15 protein-coding genes are annotated in these 19344 nt (G+C 63.0%); 2 read left to right on the top strand and 13 right to left on the bottom strand.

The annotated features are described in order from the left end of the window. Positions 1-8: 8 nt before the first annotated feature. The 3 genes from C7401_RS23675 to C7401_RS23665 are packed head-to-tail and all read right to left on the bottom strand — an operon-like array spanning position 9 to position 2955. Positions 9-356 carry an NIPSNAP family protein gene (locus tag C7401_RS23675; RefSeq protein ID WP_112173827.1) on the bottom strand — a complete coding sequence of 116 codons (348 nt, stop codon included), beginning with the start codon at positions 354-356 and terminating at the stop codon, positions 9-11. Further along, complete coding sequence (locus C7401_RS23670) at positions 353-2074, bottom strand: FAD-dependent oxidoreductase (RefSeq protein ID WP_112173826.1); 1722 nt, start codon at positions 2072-2074, stop codon at positions 353-355. Before C7401_RS23670 ends, C7401_RS23675 begins: the two co-directional genes overlap by 4 nt. A gap of 35 nt (positions 2075-2109) precedes the next feature. Continuing rightward, positions 2110-2955, bottom strand: a complete 846-nt coding sequence (locus C7401_RS23665) for an SDR family NAD(P)-dependent oxidoreductase (RefSeq protein ID WP_112173825.1) — start codon at positions 2953-2955, stop codon at positions 2110-2112. Positions 2956-3079: 124 nt separating this feature from the next. On the opposite strand from C7401_RS23665, the gene C7401_RS23660 reads away from it, so the two are divergent. Beyond that, on the top strand, positions 3080-4012 hold the full coding sequence (locus tag C7401_RS23660) for a helix-turn-helix domain-containing protein (RefSeq protein ID WP_112173824.1): 933 nt from the start codon (positions 3080-3082) through the stop codon (positions 4010-4012). 22 nt (positions 4013-4034) lie between these two features. On the opposite strand, the gene benC is transcribed toward C7401_RS23660, so the two are convergent. The 6 genes from benC to C7401_RS23630 form a co-directional block, all read right to left on the bottom strand. Next, complete coding sequence (benC, locus tag C7401_RS23655; protein ID WP_112173823.1) at positions 4035-6824, bottom strand: benzoate 1,2-dioxygenase electron transfer component BenC; 2790 nt, start codon at positions 6822-6824, stop codon at positions 4035-4037. A 222-nt stretch (positions 6825-7046) separates the two neighbouring features. Continuing rightward, positions 7047-8333, bottom strand: coding sequence for an MFS transporter (locus C7401_RS23650; protein WP_112173822.1), 1287 nt, complete (start codon positions 8331-8333; stop codon positions 7047-7049). Between the two features lie 123 nt (positions 8334-8456). Beyond that, a complete protein-coding gene (locus tag C7401_RS23645) occupies positions 8457-9515 on the bottom strand; it encodes an Ldh family oxidoreductase (RefSeq protein ID WP_112173821.1) in 1059 nt (352 codons plus the stop codon). Positions 9516-9609: 94 nt separating this feature from the next. Next, positions 9610-11169 carry a UxaA family hydrolase gene (locus tag C7401_RS23640; RefSeq protein WP_112173820.1) on the bottom strand — a complete coding sequence of 520 codons (1560 nt, stop codon included), beginning with the start codon at positions 11167-11169 and terminating at the stop codon, positions 9610-9612. Positions 11170-11208: 39 nt separating this feature from the next. Further along, a complete protein-coding gene (locus tag C7401_RS23635; RefSeq protein WP_112173819.1) occupies positions 11209-12528 on the bottom strand; it encodes an MFS transporter in 1320 nt (439 codons plus the stop codon). A gap of 128 nt (positions 12529-12656) precedes the next feature. Continuing rightward, complete coding sequence (locus C7401_RS23630; RefSeq protein ID WP_112173818.1) at positions 12657-13958, bottom strand: L-fuconate dehydratase; 1302 nt, start codon at positions 13956-13958, stop codon at positions 12657-12659. A 29-nt stretch (positions 13959-13987) separates the two neighbouring features. On the opposite strand from C7401_RS23630, the gene C7401_RS23625 reads away from it, so the two are divergent. After that, positions 13988-15043 carry a LysR family transcriptional regulator gene (locus C7401_RS23625; protein WP_181565666.1) on the top strand — a complete coding sequence of 352 codons (1056 nt, stop codon included), beginning with the start codon at positions 13988-13990 and terminating at the stop codon, positions 15041-15043. 179 nt (positions 15044-15222) lie between these two features. Here C7401_RS23625 and C7401_RS23620 read toward each other — a convergent pair whose 3' ends face one another. From C7401_RS23620 to C7401_RS23605, 4 genes are all read right to left on the bottom strand, one after another. Beyond that, positions 15223-16374 (bottom strand): hypothetical protein, encoded by a 1152-nt coding sequence (locus tag C7401_RS23620; RefSeq protein WP_258397199.1) that lies wholly within the window; start codon positions 16372-16374, stop codon positions 15223-15225. Between the two features lie 111 nt (positions 16375-16485). Beyond that, positions 16486-17244 carry a lipoate--protein ligase family protein gene (locus C7401_RS23615; protein ID WP_112173817.1) on the bottom strand — a complete coding sequence of 253 codons (759 nt, stop codon included), beginning with the start codon at positions 17242-17244 and terminating at the stop codon, positions 16486-16488. A 57-nt stretch (positions 17245-17301) separates the two neighbouring features. Beyond that, complete coding sequence (locus C7401_RS23610) at positions 17302-18087, bottom strand: SDR family NAD(P)-dependent oxidoreductase (protein WP_112173816.1); 786 nt, start codon at positions 18085-18087, stop codon at positions 17302-17304. 105 nt (positions 18088-18192) lie between these two features. Further along, positions 18193-19260, bottom strand: coding sequence for a 2,3-butanediol dehydrogenase (locus tag C7401_RS23605; RefSeq protein WP_112173815.1), 1068 nt, complete (start codon positions 19258-19260; stop codon positions 18193-18195). Positions 19261-19344 lie beyond the last annotated feature (84 nt).

Here is a 19344-nt window from a genome sequence, read left to right as displayed (position 1 = left end):
GTGTTGGCTTACTTCGCGACACTACCCAGCGCGGTAGCACGGATGAGCCGTGTCTCCTGTGCCGTGATCAGATGGCCCGATGCCTTGAGATAGGCCGGGAAATCCGGATGCGTGTCGCGTGCGAGGCACCGTCGTTCGTAGTCCGCAAGATTGTCATATCCCCACAGATGGGTGAACTGGTTCTGCTGCCCCACCAGACTTGTCCAGAATCCGAGTGGATGCCCAAGTGTCTCGAGCAGGATCGGCATGGCGAGCCGGTCAAACACGTCGATGAACTCGGGCATCTTGCGTAGCGCGATCGTGTAGACGCGAAAATCCACGAGGGGCTTTGCCAGATACATGGGTTGCGGGCTCATGCGTGTACCTTCTCTTGGCTGGTCGTGGCTTTGTCGGCGATGGCGTTACCCGTGACATAGCCGAACGTCATATTGGGTCCATGGGTGATACCCGCGCCAGGATAGTTACCGCCCATCACGCTGCGCCGGTCATTACCGACCGCGTAAAGGCCGTCGATCTCACTGCCGTCCGCGCGCAGCACCTCGCCGGTGACACCGGTCCTGAGGCCATCGAACGTGCCGAGATCGCCCATCACCACCTTCACCGCATAGAAGGGGCCGGTCGAGATCGGCGCAACGCAAGGGTTGGGCTTGTTGTCCGGATCGGCGAGATAACGGTTGAACGATGTGCTTCCGCGATGGAATGCCGGGTCTTCGCCGCGCCCGGCATCGACGTTGTAGGCACGGATCGTCTTCTCGAGCGCATCAGGAACAATCCCGCAATTGCGCGCCAGCTCGCCGATCGTCTCGCCCTTGACGAGGTAGCCTTTGCGCAGCAGCGGCCCGACCGGCATCGGCGCTGGCTTGGCATAGCCCAGACCATACTTGCCCAGCGCGACCTTATCGCAGATCAGCCACATCGCCGTCTCCCGCTCACCCTCGCACGCACGGATCAGCGCCGAGCCAACGTCGTGGTAGGAGTTCGATTCATTGGTGAAGCGCTGCCCGCTGCGCAGCACGCCGATCACGCCTGGCTTGTAGCGGTCGAGCAAATGCGGGAACACGCCCGTGCGGCCCTTGCCGAAAGGCACCTTCGACACAGGCATCCAGGCCGACGCGTCGGGGAAACCAAGCTGGACGGCGCCCCCCACCTTCTCCGCCATGGTCAGCCCGTCGCCCGTATTGCCGACGGGCGTGGGCGAGAGATGCTCACCCCCGCTCCTCACATGCGGATAGACCTGCGCAATGCGCTTGAGATCGTGAGGGAAGCCGCCGCAGGCCAGCACGACGCCTTGCCGGGCAGCGACGCGAAGCTCACCGTCCGCTGCGCTCGCGAGCACACCGACCACCTTGCCCTGCTTGCTCAGCACTTCCTTCACGGGCGTCGACGTGTAGATCGGGATGCCGATCGCCAGCGCCGACTTTGCGAGCCTCGCCGCGAGCGCGTTGCCACTCGTTACGTTGATCCCCCGGCGATAAAGCGCCAGTTCCTTGATGTGCGTAGCCAGACGGCGAGCAACATAGCAGAACGAAACAATAGATTTGGTCGCGCGGAAGAAGTGCTTGAGGTCCGCGTTCGAGGAATTGAACATCATCCCCATGAAGGTGATCGTTTCGAGCGGCGGCTTGAGGCGTTGCATGTCCTTGCCCAGCCCGCGAATATCATAGGGCGCCGCGAGGATCGAGCGCCCGATATCCACGCCACCCGGTGCATCCGGGTGATAGTCCGGGTAGAGCGTGGGTACGAACTTCATCTCAGTCTCGCGCTCAAAGAACTCGACCATTTTCGGCCCGTTCTCGATAAAGCATTGGACTGCGGCGGCGTCGTAATTGCTTCCCGTCTCGCTCATCATGTATTCGCGCACGCGCACGACTGAGTCCGCCGGGTTCTGCTGTCGGCCATATTGGCTCAGCGGAATCCATAAGACCCCGCCCGACAGTGCGGTCGTACCGCCGAACACGGGCTCCTTTTCGAGCACGACCACATCGAGGCCGCGCTTCTTTGCCGTAATCGCAGTCGCGAGGCCCGCAGCACCCGATCCGACCACGACCAGATCGCAAGTGATCTCCTTGGCCATATCCAGTCTCCTTTTCGTTATGGTGTTAATGGCGCTCACGCGGCCGGGGTGGCGTTAAAACCAGGGCGCGGAACCATATCCATCAGCATGCAATCGAGCCCGCCGTCGACGAGCACCTCGGCGCCATTGACGTAAGCCGCCAGGTCGGAGGCGAGGAACATGGCCGGGCCTGCGAGGTCCTCCGGCTCGCCGATGCGGCGGCTCGCAGTGGCGGCGGCGCGGCGAGCCTCGAAGCCGGGTTCCTCATAGAATTTCGCGGACAGCGCGGTGCGGATCATGCCGGGCAACACGCAGTTGCTGCGCACGCCGCGCGGGCCCCACTCCGCCGCCAACTGCCGCGAGAGCAGCAGCACGCCCGCCTTGCTCGGGCTGTAGGAACCGCTATTGGTCTGCGGATTGAGCGCCGCAATCGAGGCAACGTGGACGATACTACCCTTGCCCGCCGCCAGCATGTCGCGCCCGAACGCGCGGGCACACAGAAGGTAGCCGGTGAGGTTCACGGCGATGGCCTGGTTCCAGTCTGCGATCGAGACCGTTTCGAGCGATCCAGCGCGTAGCAGTCCTGCATTGTTGACGAGCACGCTGACCGGACCGAGCGCTGCGCGAACCTCGGCGGCGGCGGCGGCAACGGAGGCTTCGTCCGACACGTCGCAGCCGAACGCCTGCGCCATGGCACCTGCCTCCCGAAGTTCGGCGGCGACAGCCTCAGCGCCCGCAAGATTACGGTCGACGAGCGCCACATGGGCTCCAACACTAGCGAAGGCCCGCGCGATGCCGGCGCCAATTCCGCTGCCTGCGCCCGTGATCACGCAGACCTTGCCGCCCAGGTTCAGCCCGTATGCGGTCGATGCAGCCACGCGATGTTCAAGTTCCTGTTCCATGCTGTTGCTTTCCCCAAGATTTTTCACGCCATTACACGTCGTGCATTTCGTATCGCCATTGAACGCCTCAAGCGCCTGTGGAACAATGGACAGAGACGACATATAACAGGACATACCGTGCATCATGGCCGATGACCAACAGCGCCGCCGGACGGTTCTGCACTTCGCGCTCTATGGGGCGGAAGCCGGCCAATCCTGGGTCGACATGGTGCATTACGAGCCCATTCCCCTGCGTGCCGGCCGTTTCGACTTCGACATCAAGCCGCACGTCCACGACGCGCTGATCCAGGTGCTCTACGTCACCCGCGGAGGCGGCGAAACCTTTATTGACGGCAAGACGTGGGAGGTCGTTGCACCCTGCCTGATCGTCGTGCCAGCGCACTCGGTTCACGGCTTTCACTTCCGCAGCGACATCGACGGTCACGTCATCACCGCCGCACAACCTGCATTGGAATCGCTGGCGATGACGGCCGCGCCCGACCTGCTGGAATTCATGCGCACACCAACGGTGCTATCGGTCGATCGCGACGTCGAGCGCGGTACACCGCTGGACACGCTTTTTCAGTCGATCGCGCACGAGGCGCAGAGCCACGAGCGCTGGCAGTTCACCGCGGGCGCGGCACTGGCGATCACCCTCTTCGTCAAGATTGGGCGCCTCAGCGAGAGCGCCCGGCTTTCAACCAGTTCCGAGCAGCGGACAATGGCGGCGCGGATCGAACGCTTCCGCGCGCTGCTCGACCGCCATTGCCGTGCGCGACGGCCAGTGGCGAGCTACGCCGACGAGATGGGCGTCACCACCGGCCAGCTCTCCCGCATCTGCCGCGCCACCTTCGGGGTCTCGGCAATCGAGGCGATCGACGCACGCTCGATCCACGAGGCCAAGCGCCTGCTCGGCTATTCGAACCTCAGTGTGAAGCAGATCGCCAGCGAACTGGGTTTTCAGGACGAAGCCTATTTCGGCCGCTTCTTCCGCAAGCAGACGGGACTCCGGCCAACCGAATATCGCTCTGCGGCCCACGATCGATCCTTGCCACCTGAAAAAAGGGGCGCGGACTGACTTGACCGCGCCCTGCTCCCGTTCAGACCGATAACCCGCCCAGCTTGACGAACAGGTGCTCCGGCCCGGAATTGGTCAGATTGTTGCCCCGCACATACTGAATCGGTTGTGCCGGATCGAGCGCAATCGCGCCAATCTTGCGGGCCAGCGCTTTCGTCGCGATCAGCGTCTCCAGCTTGGCAAGCGGCGCACCAAGACATTTGTGCATGCCGTTGCCGAAACCGAGGTGGCCGCTCGAATCACGGTCGATGTCGAACGTCTCGCCGTCGGCAAACTTGCGGCTGTCACGGTTCGCAGCCGACAGCAACAGTCGCACTACTGCGCCCTTGGGCAGATCAACGCCCGCGACCGTGGTCGCCTCGGTGGTGATGCGGCTCACGCGCTGGACGGTGCCGCGATAGCGCGCCACCTCCTCGACAAAACGCTCAGCGTCGGCGGGACTTTCGCGCAGACGTCCCAGCAAATGCGGCTGTTCGGCGAGCATGCGGAAGGCGTTGGCGACAAGGATGGTCGTGGTGTCGTGCCCGGCAATGAAGACAAAGGCGCACAGCTCCTTCGCTTCCTTTTCCGAAAGCAATCCGTCTTTCCACATGCGCGCGATATGCCCGCCAATCGACTGGCTGTCGGTGAGCGCGAGCCGCTCCATCGCTTCCTTCAGGTATGCGAAGAAAGCCTGCGCGCTCTGCTCGTCGGTGCCGGTCCCCGGCGCATTGCGGGCGAGCCGCCCGAAGTAGCTAAAGGTCTCGTCCGACCAGAACTTCATCTTCTCCTCATCCTCATTCGGCACGTCAATCATCGCGGAGATGGTCGAGATGCTGAGCGGGATGGCGAAATCTTGAACGACATCACCACCGCCTTTGACGATCATCGCGTCGAGCAGGTCCTCCGCCCTTTGCGCGATCTGCTCGATAAAGGGATCGAGCGCCAGCGGCAGGAAGGATGGCTGGACGACCTTGCGCAAGCGCGAATGGTCGGGCGCATCGAACAGCGTCAGGAACGTCAGCGGCGGCGGGCTGACGACCTCGGAGGAAAACAGCTTAGGATTACGGATTGCCTGGTAGACGTCGTCATAGCGCGAAAGGAACCACACGTCCGAGGTCGCCGACTGGCAACGCAGCACCGGCGCATGCTCACGCATCCAGCGGTAGTGCTCGTAAGGGTCGCCTTGCGAGCCGTCGTCAACCACCTTGAATGGCGCCAGCCCCTCGGGCCAGTCCAGCTCGTGTGAATAGGCCGGAAGCATGTTGGCCGTGAACGGGCAGACCTGCGGCGCGCTCTGCGGCACAGGGATCGGGAGCACGGGGGCAGCGGCCACCTGAGGTGCCGTCTTGCCCAGCGCCATACGCTCCAGCGCCCGGCTCATCGTGGCCTTGGAATGGAGCGCATGCAGCGCAATCACGTCTCGCGCCTTGTTCAGGTCGCCCAGTTCGAAGGCGCCGACAATGTCCCGGTGCTGCTGGACGATGTCGCCGACGATCTCGATCTGGTCGGACAGCGCGCGAGCGATGAAGTCCTGCACGGCCAGTTGCCGGTATAGCGCGATCAGCTGGGCGTTCCCGGACGCTTCGATCGTGAACAGGTGGAAGGCGTGGTTTGCCTCGATGTAGCGCGCCACATCTGTAAAGCGCTGCCCGGACACGAACGGCGCCGTCGCCTCGGCGAGCTGGCGGAAGCGGATCAGCTGCGCGCTCGACAGCCGGCCCATGGTCAGTTGGGCCGCGCCCAGTTCAAGGGCCATACGCATGTCGAAGGCTTCATCGACATCAACAGGCGCGATGCGCTCCTCGCCCGTCTGCACCACCAGGCCGGTGCCAGCGAACTTCTCGTAATAGAAGTTGCGCGGCGTCAGGCCTTCGGACGAAAGGTAATTGCGCACCGCATCGACCATCGGCGGCGGGCCGCAGAGGTAGACATCGGCATCTCCGTCGTTGAGCTGGGAGGGGATGATGTGGTGCGTGACATAGCCCTTGTTGGGATGGGCGCTGTCGGGGCTGGCGACGGTGCAGGCATAGGTGAAGTCCGGCAGGCGCTGCGCATAGGTTTCGAGCCGCTCGATGCCAACCAGGTCCTCATCCGTGTTCACACCCAGGATCATGTGGATCGGATACGGGCTGCCGCCGTCCTCGACGATCTTGTCCAGCATCGAGAGGAACGGTGCGAGGCCCGTGCCACCCGCCAGAAACAGCACTGGGCGCTCGATGGGGCGCAGGTAGAAGCTTCCCATCGGACCACGAAATTCGATTGTGTCGCCGGCTTTCGCGCTTTCGCAGAGCCAGGTCGACATCGCGCCTTGACGCACATTGCGCACAAGGAAGGACACGTGCGGATCCGAAGGCCCCGAACTGAAGGAGTACGAACGGGTCTGATCGGTTCCGGGCACGCGGATGTTGACGTACTGTCCCGGAAGGAAGCTGAGATCGGCGCGGTTCGCCAGTTCGACCGAGAAAGCGATCGTGCTGTCCGATGCGCGTTGGCAGGCCATGATCCGTCCACTGAAGGAGGACGGGCCAGTGCCGGAAACATCGGCGTTCGTGGCGATCTGGATCACGCAGTCGGAGCGCGGGCTCATCTGGCAGGTGAGAACCTTGCGCTCGCTCGCCTCTTGCGGGCTAAGCGCGTCTTCCACGCAGTCGCCCAGAACATACTCGCCGGACTCGCAAACCGCCTTGCACGTGCCGCACACACCATCACGGCAATCGAGCGGAATATTGATCTTCGCGCGAATGGCCGCATCGGTGATGCGCTCTGTGTCGTCGCAGTCGATGAAGCGGGTCACGCCGTCCTCGAAACGGAGTGTTATCTGATGGGCCATGGCGGTGTCTCCTCGATGGCCGCCCGGACATCGTGCTGCGCTGGGTGCATGTTCGGGCGGGTCGGCGCGCGAGGTGACCATGCTTCTCGCAAGCGCCCGGTGGGTTTAATGCCGCCAATTTAGAGCCTGAGCCGCGTTCCCCTCAATGGACAGAGACGACGTTCACCCGGACAAAACGTGCATCGATATCCCAATTCCCGGTCCGCGTCACCCGCGCGGGCCTCAACCCTCAACGGCCAGAGCCGGTACAGGTGTTTCGATCGAGCTCCTGAGGAGGACGAAGTAGGCCAGCGCGGACAGCGTCGCCACGACCGCGCTGATCAGGAACGCACTCGAGAACGAGCCCGAGTATTGAATGCTGAAGCCGGTGACGATCGGCGCCACGGAGCCGGCGATGTAGCCGCCGAAATTCTGGATCGAGCCGAACGACGCAACCCGGCTGCTATCGACGATGGTGTTGACGATCATCCACGCAGTCGCGCTGGCCAGGTTGATACTGAAAAGCGCGAGGCACAACAGCACCACGCAACTGGTCAGGTCAGTGATGACGGTCAGCGGCAAGGTCACCAGGGCCGCCATCAGCAGGCCGGCAATCACCGTGCACTTGCGGCTGGCGAGCACGCCCATGCCGCGCTTGACCAGCCAGTCGCAGATGCGCCCGGCAAGCAAGGTTCCCAGCGCCCCGAACACATAGGCGAGCGACACCACCCACGCGGTCTTGTACAGGCTCAGACCGTGCTCGCGCTCAAAGTAACCGGGCAGCCAGGTCAGGTGCAGCCAGAGCATATAGATCACGCCCATGAACCCCAGCATGGCGCCCCAGGTGCTACGGTGGCGGAACAGATCAAGCCATCCAGCGAAAAAGCCGCCGCGAACCGGGACCACTGGCGGCGGCGCCTCGACCATCCGCGCCTCGGCCTTCGGCTGCATGGCGAGGTATTGTGCGTGGCTCTTGTAGAAAGCGAACCAGCACAGCGCGATCAGGAGGCCCATGGCCCCGGTGATGACGAACATCCCGCGCCAGCCGAAATGCACCATGAACAAGGTCAGCAAAGGCGGCGCCAGACAAGGCCCGAGGCAAGTCGAAGACCAGACGATGCCAGTGGGCGTGCCGCGCTCCCTGGCATCGAACCATTCCGACAGCGACTTGGCCGCGGAGGGAAACATCGGCGCTTCGCCCAGCCCCAGGACGACGCGCAGGCCCATGAAGCTGGCGAAGCCGTTGGCAAGACCCGTGGCCGCCTGAGCCACGGACCAGATCAGCAGCGAGGCGCCCAGGGCGACCTTGCTGCCCAGCCTGTCGATGACCATGCCCAGCGGCAACTGCGCGAACGCATAGGCCAGAGAGAACGCAGAGAGCAGGATGCCCATCTGCGCGGGGCTGATGTGCATGCCCTTCTGGATCGAGGTGTTGGCGATCGACAGTGCGCTACGGTCGAGGTAGTTGATGATGCCGATGAGCAGCAAGAAGACCACGGTGATGGTCTGGTACTTCTTCAGTGCTTTCATACTCATTGTCTCAATGTCGTTGTTATGGAAGGTGCCGGAGCAAGTCGTGGCCGTCCCGTGCCAGCCCGGCGCCTCGTATTCGGTCGCCAGCACCTGTCGGCGCGGACCACGGCCTCCTGCACTTCATAGCGCTTCAAGACCGGCGTCGCGAGCCCGGCGCGCGAGATCCGCGTGCACCTCCGGCGCCAGCGCCACCCCCTCTTCCAGCGCCGCGCGGCGCAGGCCCAGTCCGGCCTGGCCGGGCAGCCGCACCGGCCGTTTGGGGTCGAGGGGACGGCTGGCCAGGACCGCATCGGCGATGACCGCCATCTCCTCGATGAAGGCCTCGATGCCCGCGAAGTGATCGGGGTCGAGGACCAGCACCGTGACCCCGGCGCCCCATTGCTCCGGACGATCCTTGCGACCGTGGCCGGCCAGCGCGCCAGTCAGGGCCTCGACCAGCAGACCGAGGGCAAAACCCTTGTGGCCGAAGGCCACGCCGCCCAAAGGCAGAATCGCGCCCCGGGGGTCTTCCTGCATGACGCCCGGATCGTCGCTCACCTGCCCCGTCCCGCTGACCAGCACCGGATGAGGCAGCTTCCTGCCCGCCAGCCGGTATTGATTCACCAGCCCCAGCGTGACGCTCGACATGCTCACGTCCAGCAGGATCGGCGCCTCGCGTCCAGGAATGCCTGCCGCGATGGGATTGGGGGTGAGCACGGGAGTACAGCCGCCCGCGGCACTGACCAACGCCGCCGACGGATCGGACGAGAGCACGAGCGCCAACAGGCCCTGGTCAGTGAGCGGCTTGAGGTAGGCCGCGAGGCAGCCGATATGCGCGCTGCGCCGCACCGTGCCAACGCCCACGCCGTGCTGGCGGGCGGCGGCGCTGGCGAAAGCCAGGGCGCGCTCGACGCAGTACGGACCGAGCACGTAATGGCCGTCGAACAAACCGGCCACGCCGCCCTCGCGCAGCACTTCAAAATCGCTGGAACGGCCCAGCGCCTGACCCTGCTGCAACTGGTCGAGGTAACGGCCAACCAGATTGACGCCGTGAGTGCGGTGTCCCAGCAATTCGCCTTCCACCAGCACCCGGGCCACCGACTCGGCCACCGGGGCATCGGCGCCCGCGCTCAGGAACAACTGCCCGGCGAGCGTCATCAGGCGCTTCACGTCGATTCGGAACTGGGCGTGCGCGTTCATGCACGGATCTCCTCGTGGCTGCGCAGACCGTCGCGCATGCGGTTGCAACCGGATTGATTCATAGTGGTGTTCACATCTGGGTCTGGGGTGGGCGTCACATCACGGCGCCGAACTGCCAGGGCACGAATTCGTTTTGCCCATAGCCGTGCAACTCGCTCTTGCTGCGCTCGCCCGAGGCAGTCGCAAGCATGCGATCGAAAATATGGGCACCGCGCTCCTCGATGCTGGTGCTGCCGTCGGCGATGCCGCCGCAGTTGATGTCCATGTCGTCGCCCTGCTGTTCGAACACCCGCTGGTTGGTGGCCAGCTTCAGCGACGGCGCGGGCGCGCAGCCGTAGGCGGAGCCGCGGCCGGTGGTGAAGGCGATCAGGTTGGCGCCGCCCGCCACCTGGCCGGTAGCCGACACCGGGTCATAACCGGGGGTGTCCATGAACACGAGCCCTTGCGCGGTGACCCGCTGCGCGTACTGGTAGACGGCCGTCAGGGTCGAGGAACCCGCCTTGGCCACGGCGCCGAGAGACTTTTCGAGGATGGTGGTCAGGCCGCCGGCCTTGTTGCCGGCAGACGGATTGTTGTTCAGTTCGGCATCCATACGATCGCAGTACGTCTCCCACCAACGGACACGGGCCACCAGTTGTTCACCGACTTCGCGATTGAGCGCCCGGCGAGTCAGCAAGTGCTCGGCGCCATAGATCTCCGGGGTTTCCGAGAGAATCGCCGTGCCGCCCGCCGCGACCAGGCGATCGACCGCGTTGCCCAACGCCGGGTTGGCGGTGATCCCGGAATAGCCATCCGAGCCGCCGCATTGCAGGCCGACAACAAGGTGCCGTGCCGACACCGGCTGGCGGGTCACTGCATTGGCCGCCGGCAGTAATGCCTTGACGCGTTCGACTCCCGCGGCGATCGACTTCAGCGTGCCGCCCTGGGCCTGGATGGTGAATACCTGGAGGGCGCTGCCGGCAGCCAGGCCCTCGTGGCTCATCCATTCGTCGATCTGATTGGTTTCGCAGCCCAGGCCGATCACCAGCACGGCCGCGAAGTTGGCGTGCAAGGCGTAACCCGCCAGCGTCCTGCGCAGGACGGCCAGGGACTCGCCCCTGGGATCGACCGCGCAGCCCGCGCCGTGGGTAAGCGCCACCACGCCGTCGACCTGGGGGAATCCGGCCAGCGCGGCGGGATTGATATCACGGCGAAAATGGTCCGCCACCGCCCGCGCGACCGTAGCCGAGCAATTGACCGTGGTGAGGATGCCAATGTAGTTGCGCGTGGCCACCCGCCCGTCGGCGCGGACAATGCCATCGAAGCTTGCCTGGCAAGGCGGCAGTTCGCGCCGCGCACTGGCAAAGGCATAGTCCTTGTGGAAGTCCCCCATGGCCAGGTTGTGCACATGCACATGTTGCCCGCGCCGGATCGCTTGCGAGGCGAATCCGATGACCTGGCCGTAGCGGCGCACCGGACTGCCCGCGGCGATATCGCGTACCGCGACCTTGTGACCCGGTGGAATCAAACCGGCGACGGTCAAGTTTTCGGCTTCGATCACCGTGCCGGACATCAATTGGGTTCTGGCGATGACGACGTCGTCGACGTCGCTGAGCCGGATCGTTGGCGTCACCCCTTGCGTAGGGGACTGTGCCGATACTTCGATAGATGACATATCCACTCTCGAATCAACGGTGTACGGAAAAGCGCTGCCTCAGCCACGGCCCTCCTGGCCCTGGCGCAGCGCCGTGCCAGCCAGGGCGGCGGCAACGAGCAAGGCGGCAATCATCCACAGCCCGTTTTGAATCGACCCGGTCGCCTGTTCGACCATGCCCATGAGCGACGGTCCGAAGAATCCGCCGAACAACCCACAGGTGGTGACGAACGCGAGGCCGCCAGCCAGTGCCTGGCCCTTCAGGCGTGACGACGGGAACAGAAACAGCGTCGACTGGACCACGAAGATCATGAGTGCGGTCAGCGAGAAGCCCGCCATGCCAAAGACCGGATTGGACGACGTGCCGATCACGAGGCCAGCGGCCATGATGAGCAATCCGGCAACGAGCAGCCGACGGCAGCGCGCCGCCGTCGTCGCGAGCCGTGGCAAGGTTGCGGCGCCGATGGCCGCGGCGATCCAGGGCACGGAATTAAGGGTGCCGACCTGGAGCGGCGAAAGCTTGCCATAGGTGCCAATCACGCTCGGCAGGAAGAAGATCAGCGTGTAGATGCTGATCTGGTGACAGAAATAAACGGCGATGGCAAGCCAGATCTGGCGATCGGCAAGCATCTGACGCAGCCGGTGATTGTTGACGCCGGCGGCTTCTTCCTCGCGCTGGTCGGCGGCCAGCCGACGCTCGATTTCCCGGACTTCGTCGCTCGTCAGCCACGAAGCCGACGCAGGGCCGTTCGGCAGATGCTTCCACACAACGATCGCCAACGCGGCCGCGGGCAGGCCCTCACAGATGAACAGCCATTGCCAGCCATGCATGCCCAGCACGCCCTGCATTTGCAGCAGCGCGCCACCCAGCGGTCCACTGAGAATATTGGCGACACACACGCCGAGCAGAAAATACCCCGTGGCGCGCACCCGCTGCTTGCGGTCGAACCAGTACGTCAGGTACAGCATCACGCCGGGAAACAGGCCGGCCTCGGCCGCGCCAAGCAGCAAGCGCATGACGTAGAACGACGTTTCGCCCTGGACGAACGCCATGCCGGCCGACAGCAACCCCCAGGTGACCATGATGCGGGCGATCCAGAACTTGGCGCCGCATTTGTACATGATGAGGTTGCTCGGCACCTCGAGCGCAGCGTAGGTCAGGAAGAACAAGCCCGCGCCGAGACCATAGGCAGCCGAGGAAATGCCCAGGTCGACGGCAATGCTCGCCTTGGCGAGTGCGATGTTGGTCCGGTCCAGGAAACTGATCACATAGACAATGATCAGCAGCGGCATCAGCTTTCGGAACAACAGCTTGTCCAGCGCGCGCTCAGTTGCACGCTCGACCGGCGCGGACAGGGTCTGTTCGGGAAATGGGTTCATGTGTCTCTTCCGTGCTTTTCTTTTTTTAGGATGACGCGGTTCCCCGCGTGGGCGGCATCGCTTGATGCCGCCCGGCCATGCTCGAACGTTGAGTCTGTCAACGCCGAATCTGGCGGATCGCCCCCGGACTACGACCAGGCGCTGCCATTGGGATATTCGTAGTTGACGAGCGTCTGCGGATGCATCTCGATGCTGTAGCCGGGGCGCCGGGGAGGCATGTAGCGGCCGCGGCGGATCACCACGGGTTCGAGAAAATGTTCGTGCAGGTGGTCCACGTACTCCAGCACGCGCCCTTCCAGCGACCCGGACACCGCGATGTAGTCGAACAGGCAGATGTTCTGCACGTATTCACAGAGCCCCACCCCGCCACCGTGCGGACAAACGGGAATCCCATACTTGGCCGCCATCAGCAGCACGATCAGCACTTCGTTCAAGCCGCCGAGCCGCGCCGCGTCCAACTGGCAAAAGTCGAGGGCGCCCGCCTGGAACATCTGCTTGAACATCACGCGGTTGTGACAGTGCTCGCCAGTGGCCACGCCGATCGGCGCGATGCGGCGGCGAATGGCGGCGTGACCGAGGATGTCGTCCGGACTCGTCGGCTCCTCGATCCACCAGGGATCGAACTCGGCGAGGCGCCGCATCTTCTCGATCGACTCATCGACGCCCCAAACCTGATTCGCATCCATCATCAGGGTGCGCTCCCAACCGATCTCTTCGCGCAGAATCGTCGCGCGGCGGATATCGTCTTCCAGATTGCCGCCGACCTTCTGCTTGAAGTGGGTCCAGCCTGCATCGACGGCTTCGCGTGCAAGGCGACGCAGCTTCTCTTCCGAATAGCCGAGCCAGCCGGCGGCCGTGGTGTAGCCGGGGAAGCCGTGCTCCAGCATCTCGGCCTCGCGCAGCGCCTTGGTCGGCGCCTTGCGGCGCAGCAGCGTGATTGCCTCCGCCGGGGTCAATGCGTCCGTCACATACGAGAAGTCGAGGCATCGCACCAGTTCTTCCGGCGTCATGTCGGCCAGCAGCTTCCACACCGGCTTGCCTTGCGCCTTCGCCCACAGGTCCCACACGCCGTTGACGAGCGCGGCCGTGGCGAGGTGGATCGCACCTTTGTCGGGGCCGAGCCAGCGCAGCTGGCTGTCGCCGGTGGTAATCCGATGCCAGAAGGCGCCCATGTCGGCGACGATCTCTTCAAGCGTCAGGCCAACCACCATCGGCGCCAACGAATTCACGGCGGCGACACACAGCTCGTTGCCCCGGCCGATGGTGAACGTCAGGCCATGCCCTTCGAGACCGGCCGCCGAGTCGGTATGCAACACCACATAGGCGGCCGAGTAGTCGGGCGCACTGTTCATGGCGTCGGAGCCGTCGAGTGAGCGGGAGGTCGGGAAGCGGATATCGCGTACGGTCAGATGAGTGATGCGAGTGGTCATATCGAAATCGTGGATCGGACGAGGAAACGATGGAGCGATTCTACGAATCCGCGCGATACCCGTATAATTGTGTTTCTGTATATATCGATTTCAAATTTGATATGAGTCCCAAGCCCGCGACGCAGGCGATGTCAACGGACGAATCTCCCAAGGCATCGAAACCCCATACCAGCCTGCGCATCTCGAGCCGGCACGTCGCGTTGCTCTACGCGCTCAACGAATTTCGCAACATGCGCCGCGCGGCGGACGCGATGCACACCACCCAGCCTGCCGCCAGCCTGTTGCTTCAACAACTGGAAGAGCGGCTGGGCGTGAAGTTGTTCGAGCGTCTTTCACGAGGCATGGAGCCGACCGCTTATGGCGAAGTCATGATTCGATATGCGCAAAGCGTGTTGCACGATTTCGAACATGCTGAGGCGGAAATTGCCGAGTTGGCAAAAGGGGCGGCGGGCCTCGTGCGCGTCGGCACCGTCATGGGCCCCGTACCCACGCTCCTGACGCGCGCGCTGGCGGCGTTCAAGCAGGCGAATCAGCGCGTGCGGCTAAGCATCGAGGTGGGCACGAGCGATACCTTGCTGCCGGCCTTGCTACGCGGGGATCTGGACGTCGTGCTCGGCCGTTTGCCCGACCAGTTCAACGAGCAAGACCTGAATATCGAGCCGTTCGAGAAGGGCGAACAGATGCGCGTGATCGCGCGGCCGGATCACCCGCTCGCTGGCTGCGACAAGCTTCGTCTGGCGACTTTGGTCAATGCGACATGGATTCTCCACCCCCTCGGCAGTCCCATGCGCCGGCGGGTCGAGGGTGCGCTTCAGGAAGCCCGGCTGACAGCCGATCTCGACATTGTTGAGACAGCCTCGATCCTCGCCACGACCGCGATGATCGAAGCATCGGACATGATTTCCGTCGTGCCGAACGATGTTGCGCAGCATTACGCCAAATACGGAATGGTCACGATACTGCCCGTGGCATTGCCACTCTCAATGGCCAATCTCGGGATCGTCACGCGCAAATCGCGCACACCGTCGCCCGCCGTGCAGATCTTGCTACGGTATCTGAAAGAAGACGATCATCCGGATCGGTGACGTCGTTGAACGTACTGTCCCGCTCCGCCGTGACGAGGCGAGAGCTTGACCGACTCAAGATGATCCAGGCGGTGGCTGATCCGGCTTGCCAGGCACGCAGGCAACTTCAGACATACTTCTTGCGCTGCTGTGGCAGATCCGTGCAGATGCCCTCATACAATTCTGGAAAAATTTCAACCTTAATTATTCGCATTCCTTATTTTCGAAATGCCAAAAAAATCAAAGTAAACTATGTAAATCAACATGACAAAATTCAGCAGATCCACCCATGTCAGCGGGTCGCCACTGAAGCTTGAGGTAATCGGTGCTTCATGCAGAATTCTCTCCGCAAACCATCGTGTGTAGAATTGAAAGGAGACGATTCCGAGTCCCCAGCACAGGATAAATCGAGTCGTCCGATTCCAGAAGGAACCGAATCTCTGGGGAAAATTGCCCATGACATTCGCCCAGAATATCAACCAGAAGACGATCCATACACCGAGTTGCGCAGCCCATATCGGGAGTGCCTCGCCGATTTTCGAAAGCGCTTCATCGGGAACAAGATACGCTTTGATCAGCGCGATAAAGCCGAAATAGATTGCGGTCCCCATCAAGAAATTGCCGAAAAACGCTGCAAGCGCGACAAGGCCTCTGCGCTTCAGCATACTCCATGGCCAGTTATCAAAAATGAGAAATGTCGTCAACCATGCGACGATAACGGAATAGAACCAGCCAATCGTAACAGGCAAGCTCAACAAGACTTTGTGTGACGCGGTGGTAGACGAGAGATTGGGATAGACAAGAAGGAAATAGCCGAGCGTTGTCAGGCACACACCACTCATTAATTGCGCCAAGCCTGCCTTGGCCTGGCTTAGCCCACTGTCTGTCCAGGGCCATCCGGCCATTCCCGTGGCAAGTATTCCGAAACCGTAGAAACCAATCAGAACAATAAGGCCGGTTGCGCCCTGTCCGGTGCTCCCGGCAAATGTGGGGTCCAGCAGTCCATAGCCATACACGAAGGCAGCGGGAATCGCGAATCCGAGCAGGAGCGTCAAACCAGTGGCGACACAGCCTCGCAGTGGCTGCTTCAAGGTGGAGAAGCCGGCCATGCCGAAATTGAAGCCGATAAAGACGAGAACCAGGATGCCCCAGAAGAGGTACATACCAAACGGTTGAGGATAGTACCGCCAGACCGCCTTTACGGGGTCAACGAACAGACGCCACACACCGAGACTGACGACCTGCACGATCAGAAATACCGCGATTGGAAATACGAACGGCCCGAGTGTGGCTCTCCCACTTCCGGTCGCGACGCTTGGTGCCGTATTGGCACCGGTTTGGATCGGTTCCATGTATCTCGTCTCCATTTGCTTATTGCCACGGGGAGCCGGACGCGAAGCCCGCAAGCGCGGATCGCGTGCCCGACTATCGTCGCTTGTCGGTACTACCCTGATTGACTGCGTTCAACCGTCGATCGCCACGGGAGGCGTTGCTGCGGCCACACAGGCACGAAGTGCTGTCACGACGCGCTCGTCAAGCCGGTCAGCCGGCGTGTCGCCCGTGCCGGAAAGCGCCTGCTGTACCGTGACCACACGCTCGGGGAGATAGCGTCTCCCACTCCCGATGGCGTCCTCAAAGGCATTGGCACGTTGATTGATTTCCTCTGGATCGGCGCTGACCAGCAACACGGCATGCGCCAGTACCACGTGCAACGGCGATGACGACGCTTGCGACGCCGCCTCGATGCGGCGCCAGTATTGCGCGGTACCGGCGATCTTGCGTGCGTCGCCGGGTGGCCCCCAGGCCAGATTGAAGCGGCCATCGCAAAACGAGCCGTTCACCGTCTGCCAATGCGTCCGTACCCCCAGCACGGCGAGCGCTTCGCCCAGAATCGTGCACAGATGTCGATAGACGGCTTCGGAAAGTCCGCCCACCGTGCCGCGCAGCGGGTAGGCCAGACTAAGATTGAGAATGCCCGGTCCCTGCGGCACCAGACCACCGCCAGACATGCGCAGAAAGACCGGACAACCTCGCGCCGCGAACTCGGCGCGTGCACGCTCCAGCGCGGCGAAGCGCTGGTAGCTGCGCGGCACCACCAGCGACTGCGGTGCCTGCCAAAGATGCGCGACACACCGGCCCGACACCGCCAGCGACAGCAGGTCTTGCTCCGCGACGAGCGGATCGGCGGTGCCAACATCAAGATCGATAATGTCGAATGGCATTTGCGTGTGCGTGAGGAACGTGACGCCAACCCCGCTCGACCGGGGCGACACCCGTGCCTAGTGAAAGGTGAAGCCGCCGTCAACGTTGACCGACTGGCCGGTGACGTTGTCCATCGTGGCAAAGAACAGCGCCAGGCGCCCCATGTCCTGCGGTGTTTGCGCACGGCCCTGCGGAATCAGTGAAAGCTGGTGGCGGGCCCAGGAGTCCTCTACCGATTCACCCTCATTCTTCCACTCATCGGCGAGGCGGTCCCACATGTAGGTTCGCACGATGCCGGGACAAATGGCGTTAACCGTGATGCCTTCCTGGGCCACTTCCTTGGCCAGCGCGTTGGTGAAACCCACCACTGCGAACTTCGAGGCGCTGTAGTGCGCAAGGTTCGGAAAACCTTCCTTGCCGGCGATCGATGCCACGTTGATGATGCGCCCCGACTGTCGTGCACGCATCGGCCCCAATGCGGCCTTGCAGCCCAGGAAGGTTCCTTTGGCGTTGACGTCCATGACGAAGTCCCAGTCTTTCTCGGCAAGATCCGCGACCGGGTGGATGCTGATGACGCCCGCGCAGTTGACGAGCACGTCCAGGCCGCCCAGTTCGGTCACGGCCTGATCGACCATCGCTTGCACCTGCGCAGCGTCGGTCACGTCCACACGCCGCACCAGCGCCTTGCGGCCCAGACTGCGCACGGCCTCCTGCGTGGCGCGCATGTCGTCCTCCAGCAGGTCGGCGATGAGGATATCGGCGCCCGCCTCGGCCAGCGCCATCACGATGCCACGACCGATGCCGCGCGCGCCACCGGTCACGACGGCCGATCTGCCGGCCAGAGGAAGAGAAGCTTGCTGCATGAATGTCTCCTTGGTATGGGTGTCCTGGCTTCGCCTCATCCGGCTGCGATGCGGCAGCCGGAGGCCTGGACAGGCGGAGTGCCCCTCTTGCGGAGGAGCCCACGCTCACTTCATTCTGGGCTGAACGATGATTTTTACGGCTGATTCATTGTTGTGAATCAGGGTGTCAAATCCCTGCGAAATCAGGTCATCCAGTTGAATGCGCTGGGTGATGAACGGTTCCAGATTGATTTTCCCCTCCTCCACCAGCTTGATGGTTTCCTGATGATCATTGCAGTACGCGATCGTCCCGCGCACGTCCAGTTCCTTCATGACCACGCTGTGTACATTGACGCTGGCCGGATGGCTCCAGATGGACACGATCACCACCACGCCGGTCGATCTTGTCGCGGCCACCAGCGTGTCCAGCACCTTGTTCACGCTGGAGCATTCAAACGCCACATCCACCCCTTCGCCACCGGTGATTTTCATCACTTCGGCGACCACATCCACTGCGGTCGGGTCCAGGATGTAATCGGCGACGCCGGATTCCCGGGCTTTTTCCTTACGCGCGGCGCTCAGCTCCGTGACGATGACGCGCAGGCCCTTGGCTTTCAGAATCGCTGACAGCAACAGGCCGATGGGGCCGGCGCCGCCGACCAGGGCCACATCGCCGGCCTTGGCGCCGCTGCGGGTGAAGGCATGGTGACCCACCGACAGGGGCTCGATCAGGGCAGCCTGATCCAGTGGAATGGCCTTCGAGATCGGGTGCACCCAACGGCGTTTGACCGCGATCTTTTCGGACAGGCCGCCGCCACGGCCACCCAGTCCGATAAAATTCATGTTCCTGGACAGGTGATATTTGTCGCCCGGCCCGGTAGGGACGTCGTCGGCCACGATGTAGGGCTCCACCACCACATGCTGGCCGACTTCGATATCGTTCACGCCCTCACCCACGGCATACACCACGCCAGAAAATTCATGGCCCATGGTGATGGGAGCGGACTCCCTGGAGATCGGATGCGGATGGCCGCAGGGCGGAATAAAAATCGGCCCCTCCATGAATTCGTGCAAATCCGTGCCGCAGATGCCGCACCACGCCACGTCGATGCCGACGGTGCCCGGCTCCACGACGGGCTCGGGTATGTCTTCGATCCGGATATCTCCGCGATCATAAAAACGTGCTGCCTTCATGGTTCAAACTCCTTAATCTGTTTCGAATGAGGTGATCCAGATCCCCTCGCCCCTGCTGCGCAATGCGGCGAGGCGTCCTGGAGA

The sequence above is a fragment of the Paraburkholderia unamae genome, assembly GCF_003268775.1.
Taxonomy (GTDB): Bacteria; Pseudomonadota; Gammaproteobacteria; order Burkholderiales; family Burkholderiaceae; genus Paraburkholderia; species Paraburkholderia unamae.
The sequence above is the reverse complement of the archived record's forward strand: the minus strand, read 5'-3'. Positions and strand labels throughout refer to the sequence as shown.

Coding starts and splice junctions, on each gene's coding strand:
- C7401_RS23675 (WP_112173827.1), bottom strand. CDS start 356: ATGAGCCCGCAACCCATGTATCTGGCAAAGCCCCTCGTGGATTTTCGC.
- C7401_RS23670 (WP_112173826.1), bottom strand. CDS start 2,074: ATGGCCAAGGAGATCACTTGCGATCTGGTCGTGGTCGGATCGGGTGCT.
- C7401_RS23665 (WP_112173825.1), bottom strand. CDS start 2,955: ATGGAACAGGAACTTGAACATCGCGTGGCTGCATCGACCGCATACGGG.
- C7401_RS23660 (WP_112173824.1), top strand. CDS start 3,080: ATGGCCGATGACCAACAGCGCCGCCGGACGGTTCTGCACTTCGCGCTC.
- benC (WP_112173823.1), bottom strand. CDS start 6,824: ATGGCCCATCAGATAACACTCCGTTTCGAGGACGGCGTGACCCGCTTC.
- C7401_RS23650 (WP_112173822.1), bottom strand. CDS start 8,333: ATGAAAGCACTGAAGAAGTACCAGACCATCACCGTGGTCTTCTTGCTG.
- C7401_RS23645 (WP_112173821.1), bottom strand. CDS start 9,515: ATGAACGCGCACGCCCAGTTCCGAATCGACGTGAAGCGCCTGATGACG.
- C7401_RS23640 (WP_112173820.1), bottom strand. CDS start 11,169: ATGTCATCTATCGAAGTATCGGCACAGTCCCCTACGCAAGGGGTGACG.
- C7401_RS23635 (WP_112173819.1), bottom strand. CDS start 12,528: ATGAACCCATTTCCCGAACAGACCCTGTCCGCGCCGGTCGAGCGTGCA.
- C7401_RS23630 (WP_112173818.1), bottom strand. CDS start 13,958: ATGACCACTCGCATCACTCATCTGACCGTACGCGATATCCGCTTCCCG.
- C7401_RS23625 (WP_181565666.1), top strand. CDS start 13,988: ATGGAGCGATTCTACGAATCCGCGCGATACCCGTATAATTGTGTTTCT.
- C7401_RS23620 (WP_258397199.1), bottom strand. CDS start 16,374: ATGGAACCGATCCAAACCGGTGCCAATACGGCACCAAGCGTCGCGACC.
- C7401_RS23615 (WP_112173817.1), bottom strand. CDS start 17,244: ATGCCATTCGACATTATCGATCTTGATGTTGGCACCGCCGATCCGCTC.
- C7401_RS23610 (WP_112173816.1), bottom strand. CDS start 18,087: ATGCAGCAAGCTTCTCTTCCTCTGGCCGGCAGATCGGCCGTCGTGACC.
- C7401_RS23605 (WP_112173815.1), bottom strand. CDS start 19,260: ATGAAGGCAGCACGTTTTTATGATCGCGGAGATATCCGGATCGAAGAC.